7 protein-coding genes are annotated in these 7,634 nt (G+C 69.4%); 5 read left to right on the forward strand and 2 right to left on the reverse strand.

Features of this window, described 5'->3' with window-relative positions; genetic code table 11:
• Positions 1-47: 47 nt before the first annotated feature.
• Positions 48-1,538 (reverse strand): oligopeptide:H+ symporter, encoded by a 1,491-nt coding sequence (locus tag ACFU8Q_RS36620; protein ID WP_384463007.1) that lies wholly within the window; start codon positions 1,536-1,538, stop codon positions 48-50.
• Between the two features lie 490 nt (positions 1,539-2,028).
• Between ACFU8Q_RS36620 and ACFU8Q_RS36625 the strand changes: the two genes are divergently transcribed.
• Positions 2,029-2,706, forward strand: coding sequence for a response regulator transcription factor (locus ACFU8Q_RS36625; protein WP_099177243.1), 678 nt, complete (start codon positions 2,029-2,031; stop codon positions 2,704-2,706).
• 15 nt (positions 2,707-2,721) lie between these two features.
• Positions 2,722-3,987: an ATP-binding protein gene (locus tag ACFU8Q_RS36630; RefSeq protein ID WP_384463010.1), complete on the forward strand. Its 1,266-nt coding sequence runs from the start codon at positions 2,722-2,724 to the stop codon at positions 3,985-3,987.
• 25 nt (positions 3,988-4,012) lie between these two features.
• Here ACFU8Q_RS36630 and ACFU8Q_RS36635 read toward each other — a convergent pair whose 3' ends face one another.
• Complete coding sequence (locus ACFU8Q_RS36635) at positions 4,013-4,537, reverse strand: GtrA family protein (protein ID WP_384463013.1); 525 nt, start codon at positions 4,535-4,537, stop codon at positions 4,013-4,015.
• Between the two features lie 172 nt (positions 4,538-4,709).
• Here ACFU8Q_RS36635 and ACFU8Q_RS36640 point away from each other — a divergent pair, with 172 nt between their 5' ends.
• From ACFU8Q_RS36640 to ACFU8Q_RS36650, 3 genes are read left to right on the forward strand one after another with little or no spacing between them, the layout of a single operon-like run.
• Positions 4,710-5,861, forward strand: coding sequence for a 5-(carboxyamino)imidazole ribonucleotide synthase (locus ACFU8Q_RS36640; protein WP_384463016.1), 1,152 nt, complete (start codon positions 4,710-4,712; stop codon positions 5,859-5,861).
• A complete protein-coding gene (gene purE, locus ACFU8Q_RS36645; RefSeq protein WP_384463019.1) occupies positions 5,858-6,397 on the forward strand; it encodes a 5-(carboxyamino)imidazole ribonucleotide mutase in 540 nt (179 codons plus the stop codon). The genes ACFU8Q_RS36640 and purE overlap by 4 nt, the downstream gene beginning before the upstream one ends.
• A 6-nt stretch (positions 6,398-6,403) precedes the next feature.
• Positions 6,404-7,606 carry a dipeptidase gene (locus ACFU8Q_RS36650; protein WP_384463022.1) on the forward strand — a complete coding sequence of 401 codons (1,203 nt, stop codon included), beginning with the start codon at positions 6,404-6,406 and terminating at the stop codon, positions 7,604-7,606.
• Positions 7,607-7,634 lie beyond the last annotated feature (28 nt).

The following is a 7,634-nucleotide window of genomic DNA, read 5'->3' on the forward strand; positions in this document are numbered from 1 at the left end:
CCGAGGCTCGGTGTGCGGCGGCCCTTCGTGCAGCCGGGGCGGGTGCGTCAGCGCACGCTGCCCATGAGCTTCTTGACCTTGCCGCGGTACATGAAGACCGCGACACCCGCGGCAACGGCGAGGAAGGCCTGCAGAGTGACCACGCCCGTGCCGTTGAGCTCCACGCCCGCGGTGGAGAGCAGGCCCGTGGTGCAGTCACCGGCGGTGACGGCCAGGAACCAGACACCCATCATCTGGCTGGCGTACTTGGCCGGAGCCATCTTGGTGGTGACGGAGAGCCCCACCGGGGAGAGCGTCAGCTCGGCGACCGTCTGGACGAAGTAGATCGCGACCAGCCACATCGCGGCGGCCTTGTGGCCGTCGCTCGCGATCGTCAGCGGCATCAGGAAGAGGAAGAACGACGCTCCGACCAGCACCAGGCCGGAGCTGAACTTCACGATCGTGCTGGGCTCCTTGCCGCGGCGGTTCAGCGCCAGCCAGAAAGCGGCGAAGAGCGGGGCCAGCGCCATGATCAGGACCGGGTTGACCGACTGGTACCAGGAGACCGGGAAGTTCCAGCCGAAGACGCTGTTGTCGGCCGAGGAGTCGGCGAATATCGCGACCGTGGAACCGCCCTGGTCGTAGATCATCCAGAAGATGGCGGCGGCGACGAAGAACCAGATGTAGCCGGACATCTTCGACTGCTCGGTGGCGCTGAGCTCCTTGTCGCGCTTGATGCGCGCCAGGACGACGACCGGAATGACCAGGCCCGCGATGGTGATGGGGACCAGGATCCAGTTGAGCGTGTAGACGCCGGTGACGACCGTGACGATGTAGAAGACGGCCGCGACGGCCAGCCAGATCATGCCCTTGCGCAGCGTGCTCGTCCGCTCGGCGGCGGACAGCGGCTTCGGGACGACGAGGCTGCGCTCGTTCAGGTGGCGGGTGCCCATAAGGAACTGGGCGAGGCCCAGCCCCATGCCGACCGCGGCGAGCGCGAAGCCCAGGTGCCAGTTGACGTTCTCACCGACGGTGCCGATGACCAGCGGAGCCGCGAAGGCACCCGCGTTGATGCCCATGTAGAAGATCGTGAAGCCACCGTCGCGGCGCGCGTCGTCCGGGCCGTCGTAGAGATGGCCGACCATCGTCGAGATGTTGGACTTCAGGAGACCGGAGCCGATGGCGACCAGTCCGAGGCCGGCGAAGAAGGTGCCCTGCGTGGGCAGCGCCAGCGTCAGGTGGCCGATCATGATGACCGTACCGGCGACGGCGACGGTCTTGCGGGGACCCCAGACACGGTCGCCGAACCATCCGCCGGGCATGGCGAGCAGGTAGACCAGCGACACGTAGACCGAGTAGATCGCCGTGGCCGTGGCCGGGTTCATGTGAAGCCCGTTGGGCGCGATCAAGTAGAGGGGGAGCAGGGCCCTCATGCCGTAGTAGCTGAAGCGCTCCCACATCTCGGTCATGAAGAGAGTGGCCAGGCCGCGGGGGTGGCCGAAGAAGGTCTTCTCGGATCCAGAAGTACTGGCCGGGTCCTTCGTCAGGCTGGACGCCATGGTCGATCCTTGGGTGCTCGGGACGCGACGCCTTGTGAGCGTGACGCGCCCGGTGGGGGGAGGCCGGCACCGGCACGGCCGCGTCCCACCCCCACGCCTGAGAGGGGATTCGTCCCGACCGCCGGGCTCATTCAGGAGCCGGCCGAGGAGACGGGAAGCGACCGCACCGGGATCCACGCCCGGTGCGCATCTCGCGCTCCGGGCCCGGCCACAGGTCATTCACTTGGTTCACGACTGGCGGGTAACCAGCCGGCAGAACAAAAGAGACCCTCGGCGCTAAAAGCTGCCCAAGGGTCCTTGAGTAGTGCAACAGGCGTCGAGCAACCATACGACATGACAGTGCCGGATATGGAAGGACTTGAGACATGGATCACAGGTAAGCGTGGAACCAAACTCCCATATTCGAAGGTCTCTCTCCGTTTTCCTTGCAGAGCCGCAGGGCTTTTGGATCACCCCACTTCATCCGCCCCGCGCGGACTACCATCACTCCATGACCCGTGTACTGCTCGCAGAGGACGACGCATCCATCTCGGAGCCGCTGGCCCGCGCCCTGCGTCGGGAGGGTTACGAGGTCGAGGTCCGTGAAGACGGTCCGACCGCTCTCGACGCCGGCCTCCAGGGCGGAATCGACCTGGTCGTACTCGACCTGGGTCTGCCCGGGATGGACGGCCTCGAAGTCGCCCGCAGGCTCCGTGCCGATGGCCACGCCGTGCCGATCCTGGTGCTGACCGCCCGCGCCGACGAGGTGGACACCGTCGTCGGCCTCGACGCGGGCGCCGACGACTACGTCACCAAGCCCTTCCGCCTGGCCGAACTGCTCGCCCGCGTCCGGGCCCTGCTGCGCCGCGGCGCCACCGAGCCCGCTCCGCAGCCCGCCACCCACGGCGTCAGGATCGACGTCGAGTCGCACCGGGCCTGGATGGGCGACGAGGAACTCCAGCTCACCGCCAAGGAGTTCGACCTGCTACGGGTCCTGGTCCGCGACGCGGGCCGGGTCGTCACCCGCGACCAGCTGATGCGCGAGGTCTGGGACACCACCTGGTGGTCCTCCACCAAGACCCTCGACATGCACATCTCCTGGCTCCGCAAGAAGCTCGGCGACGACGCGGCCAACCCCCGCTACATCGCGACCGTACGGGGCGTCGGCTTCCGCTTCGAGAAGAGCTGACGTACAGAAGCACTCATGCGCCGCAGACTGATCAACTCCACGCTCGCCGTGGTGCTCGTGGTGATCGCCGTCTTCGGCGTCTCCCTCGTCATCGTCGAGAGCCGCACCATCAGCAACAGCGCCCAGGAGAGCGTCGACTCCGAGGCGCTGCGGCTGATCAGTGTCGTCGACAGCCGGCTCCTGGGGGACGAGCGGATCAACCCCGCTCTGCTGTCCGAGCAGATCTCCGGCAAGCGCTACGCAGTCGTCAAGATCCCCGGACGCGCCCCCCTCGAAATCGGCGAACGTCCCACCGGCAGCGTGATCAGAAGCACCGCCGAGGGGGAGCAGGGCGAGCGGGTCACCGTCGAGGAGTCCAGCTCTTCCGTTACCCGTGAGGTCGGCCGCACCCTGTTGATCATCGGCGCGGTGGCGCTGCTGGCCATCATCTCCGCCGTGCTCCTGGCCGTACGCCAGGCCAACAAGCTCACCTCGCCGCTGACGGACCTGGCCGAGACCGCCGAACGCCTGGGTTCCGGTGACCCGCGCCCGCGCCACAAGCGGTACGGAGTAGCCGAGCTGGACCGGGTCGCCGACGTCCTGGACTCCTCCGCCGAACGGATCGCCCGGATGCTGACCGCGGAACGCCGGCTGGCCGCCGACGCCTCGCACCAGCTCCGGACGCCGCTGACCGCGCTCTCCATGCGGATCGAGGAGATCTCGGTCACCGACGACCCGGACACGGTGAAGGAAGAGGCGAACATCGCCCTCACCCAGGTCGAGCGGCTCACCGACGTGGTGGAGCGGCTGCTGACCAACGCCCGCGACCCGCGTACCGGCTCCGCCGTCGTCTTCGACCTCGACGAGGTCGTCAAGCAGCAGATCGAGGAGTGGCGCCCGGCCTACCGGGGCGAGGGCCGCGCCATCGTCCGCTCCGGAAAGCAGGGGCTGCGGGCCGTCGGTACGCCCGGCGCGGTCGCCCAGGTGCTGGCCGCACTCATCGAGAATTCGCTGATGCACGGCGGCGGCACGGTCGCCCTGCGCACCCGTGTCACCGGAAACCAGGCGGTCATCGAGGTCACGGACGAGGGCCCGGGCGTGCCCCCCGACCTCGGCGCCCGGATCTTCGAGCGGACGATCAGCGGCCGCAACTCCACCGGCATCGGCCTCGCGGTGGCCAGGGACCTCGCGGAGGCGGACGGCGGCCGTCTCGAACTGCTCCAGCAGCAGCCGCCGGTCTTCGCCCTCTTTCTCAGCCGGGTGGCCCTGCGGCGACAGGAACCGGAACGCCCGGTGCGGTGAGCGGCCCGGCGACGTACCGGATCCGCTACCGGCGCACCGGATCCGCCTCGGCCCGCGGCACCTGCTCCGTACGCCCCTGCTTCAGGAACCCCTCCGCGCTCAGCACGGTCTCCTTCGCGGGCAGCGCCTTGAACACCCAGGTCCGGTAGGACCAGAAGCGGAACAGCGTCGCGATGCCGATCCCGAGGATCTTGAAGACATTGCTCTGGAACGGGCTGTTCCACCCGAACCCGTACGTCGCCGCGTACAGCACACCGGTCTCGATGACCGCGCCCACCGCGCTGAACAGCAGGAACAGCGTCAGCTCCCGGGTCCGCCCGGTCTTGTCACGGTCCCGGTACGTCCAGTAGCGGAACCCGATGTAGTTGAAGAGGATGGCGACGAACGTGGCCAGCAGACCCGCCCGCACCACCTGGAGATCCGTGGTGCGCCACAGGAGATTGGAGACGGCGATATTGACGACCAGGCCGAATGCGCCGACCGCGCCGAACTTGGCGACCTCCCGGGCCAGCAGATCCAGCCGGGTCCGCAGTGCGCCCCGTTCGCTCATAGTGATCGCTCAGCCCGTCTGTCGGTTGCATCGGACCTGTCATGCTATCCAGCCCCTCAAGGGGCTGCCGGTGAGTCGGCTGACAGTGGCGATGCTGTGACGTGGCCGCCCCGCGGGCGCGTCCTGGAGGGCGTCGTCGGGTGATCCCCGGGGCGCCCGATACCCTGGAGGAGTGACGTTCCCGGTAGTCGGCATGGTCGGCGGCGGTCAGCTCGCCCGTATGACCCACGAGGCGGGTATCCCCCTCGGCATCAAGTTCAAGCTCCTCAGTGACACCCCCCAGGACTCGGCGGCCCAGGTGGTGAACGAAGTCGTCATCGGCGACTATCGCGACCTGGACACCCTGCGCGCCTTCGCGCGCGGCTGTGACGTGATCACCTTCGATCACGAACACGTACCGACCGAACACCTGCGGGCCCTGGAGGCGGACGGCATACCCGTGCGCCCGGGACCCGACGCGCTGGTGCACGCCCAGGACAAGGGGGTGATGCGCGCGAAGCTCACCGAGATCGGCGCGCCCTGCCCCCGCCATCGCATCGTGCGGGACCCGGCGGACGTCGCGGCCTTCGCGGCGGAGGGCGGGGGCTTCCCCGTCATCCTCAAGACGGTCCGCGGCGGCTACGACGGCAAGGGCGTCTGGGTGGTCCGCTCCGAGGCGGACGCGGCCGACGCCTTCCGGGCCGGTGTCCCGGTCCTCGCCGAGGAGAAGGTCGACTTCGTACGGGAGTTGGCGGCCAACATCGTCCGCTCGCCGCACGGCCAGGCCGTCGCCTACCCGGTCGTCGAGTCGATCCAGGTCGACGGCGTCTGCGACACCGTGATCGCCCCGGCCCCGGAGCTGGACGAGCGGCTCGCGGGCGAGGCCCAGCAGCTCGCCCTGCGTATCGCCGCCGAACTCGGCGTCGTCGGCCACCTCGCCGTAGAACTCTTCGAGACCCGTGGACCCGACGGGAAGCCCGGCATCCTGGTCAACGAGCTGGCCATGCGCCCGCACAACTCCGGGCACTGGACCCAGGACGGCGCGATCACCTCGCAGTTCGCCAACCACGTCCGGGCCGTGCTCGACCTGCCGCTCGGCGACCCGCGCCCGCGCGCCACCTGGACGGTCATGTCCAATGTCCTCGGCGGCGACTACCCGGACATGTACCAGGCGTATCTGCACTGCATGGCCCGCGACCCGCAGCTCAAGATCCACATGTACGGCAAGGACGTGAAGCCGGGCCGCAAGGTCGGACACGTCAACACCTACGGCGACGACCTGGCGGATGTGCGCGAGCGCGCCCGGCACGCGGCCGACTACCTGCGAGGAACGATCACCGAATGACTTCCCCCGCCACCGCCGCGCCCCTCGTCGGCATCGTCATGGGCTCGGACTCCGACTGGCCCGTCATGGAAGCGGCGGCCAAGGCCCTCGACGAGTTCGAGATCCCCTACGAGGTCGACGTCGTCTCCGCCCATCGCATGCCGCGCGAGATGATCGCGTACGGCGAGCAGGCGGCGGACCGTGGTCTCCAGGTGATCGTCGCGGGCGCGGGCGGCGCCGCCCATCTGCCCGGCATGCTCGCCTCAGTCACCCCGCTGCCGGTCATCGGCGTACCGGTCCCGCTGAAGTACCTGGACGGCATGGACAGCCTGCTCTCCATCGTGCAGATGCCCGCCGGTGTCCCCGTCGCGACCGTCTCGGTCGGCGGCGCACGCAACGCGGGCCTGCTCGCCGCGCGCATCCTCGCCGCGCACGACAGCGAGCTGCTGGCCCGGATGCAGGAGTTCCTGCAGGAGCTCAACGACCAGGCGACGGAGAAGGGCAAGCGACTGCGCGCCAAGGTCGAGGGCGCCGACTCCTTCGGCTTCGGGAAGTAGGCCCCGATGGACCAGGCGGAGCAGTTGGAGCGGGCCGCGGAGCTCCTCGCCGAGTACCCCGTCGTCGACGGGCACAACGATCTGCCGTGGGCGCTGCGCGAACAGGTCGGCTACGACCTGGACGCCCGCGACATCGCCACCGACCAGTCCGCCCACCTGCACACCGACATCCCGCGGCTGCGCGCGGGCGGTGTCGGCGCCCAGTTCTGGTCGGTCTACGTACGGTCGGACATGGCGGGCGACGACGCCGTCAGCGCCACCCTCGAACAGATCGACGTGGTCGCCGAGCTGCTGGCCCGATACCCCGCCGACCTGCGGCGCGCCCTGACCGCCGACGACATGGAGGCGGCGCGCGCGGAGGGCCGTATCGCCTCCCTGATGGGCGCCGAGGGCGGCCACTCCATCAACAACTCGCTGGGCACCCTGCGCGCGCTGCACACCCTCGGCGTCCGCTACATGACGCTGACCCACAACGACAACATCGCGTGGGCCGACTCGGCGACGGACGAGCCGGGCGTCGGCGGTCTGTCGCCCTTCGGCCACGAGGTCGTACGGGAGATGAACCGCACCGGCATGCTGGTCGACCTCTCCCACGTGGCGGCCACGACGATGCGCGACGCGCTCGACACCTCCACGGCGCCGGTGATCTTCTCGCACTCCTCGTCGCGCGCGATCTGCGACCACCCGCGCAACATCCCCGACGACGTCCTCGGCAGGCTCCCGGCCAACGGTGGCGTCGCCATGGCGACCTTCGTGCCGAAGTTCGTCCTCCCGGCGGCCGTCGCCTGGACGCGGGCCGCGGACGAGAACATGCGAGCCCACGGCCTGCACCACCTCGACACCACCGCGCAGGCCATGAAGATCCACGCCGCCTTCGAAGCGGCCAACCCGCGCCCGGTCGCCACCGTGGCGACGATCGCCGACCATCTCGACCACATGCGCGAGGTCGCCGGCATCGACCACATCGGCATCGGCGGCGACTACGACGGAACCGCCTTCCTCCCGGAGGGCCTCAGGGACGTCGCGGGCTACCCGAACCTGATCGCGGAGCTGTTCGGCCGCGGCTGGTCCGGCGCCGACCTCGCCAAGCTCACCTGGCGGAACGCGGTACGGGTGCTGCGCGACGCCGAGGACGTCGCACGCGAACTGAGCACCCGCCGGGCCCCGTCGCACGCCACGATCGAGCAGCTGGACGGCCGGACCGGCTGACCCGGTCCCGTCACGTCATGTGTGGGGG

The sequence above is a fragment of the Streptomyces sp. NPDC057543 genome, from assembly GCF_042801895.1.
In the GTDB taxonomy this organism is placed as follows: Bacteria; Actinomycetota; Actinomycetes; order Streptomycetales; family Streptomycetaceae; genus Streptomyces.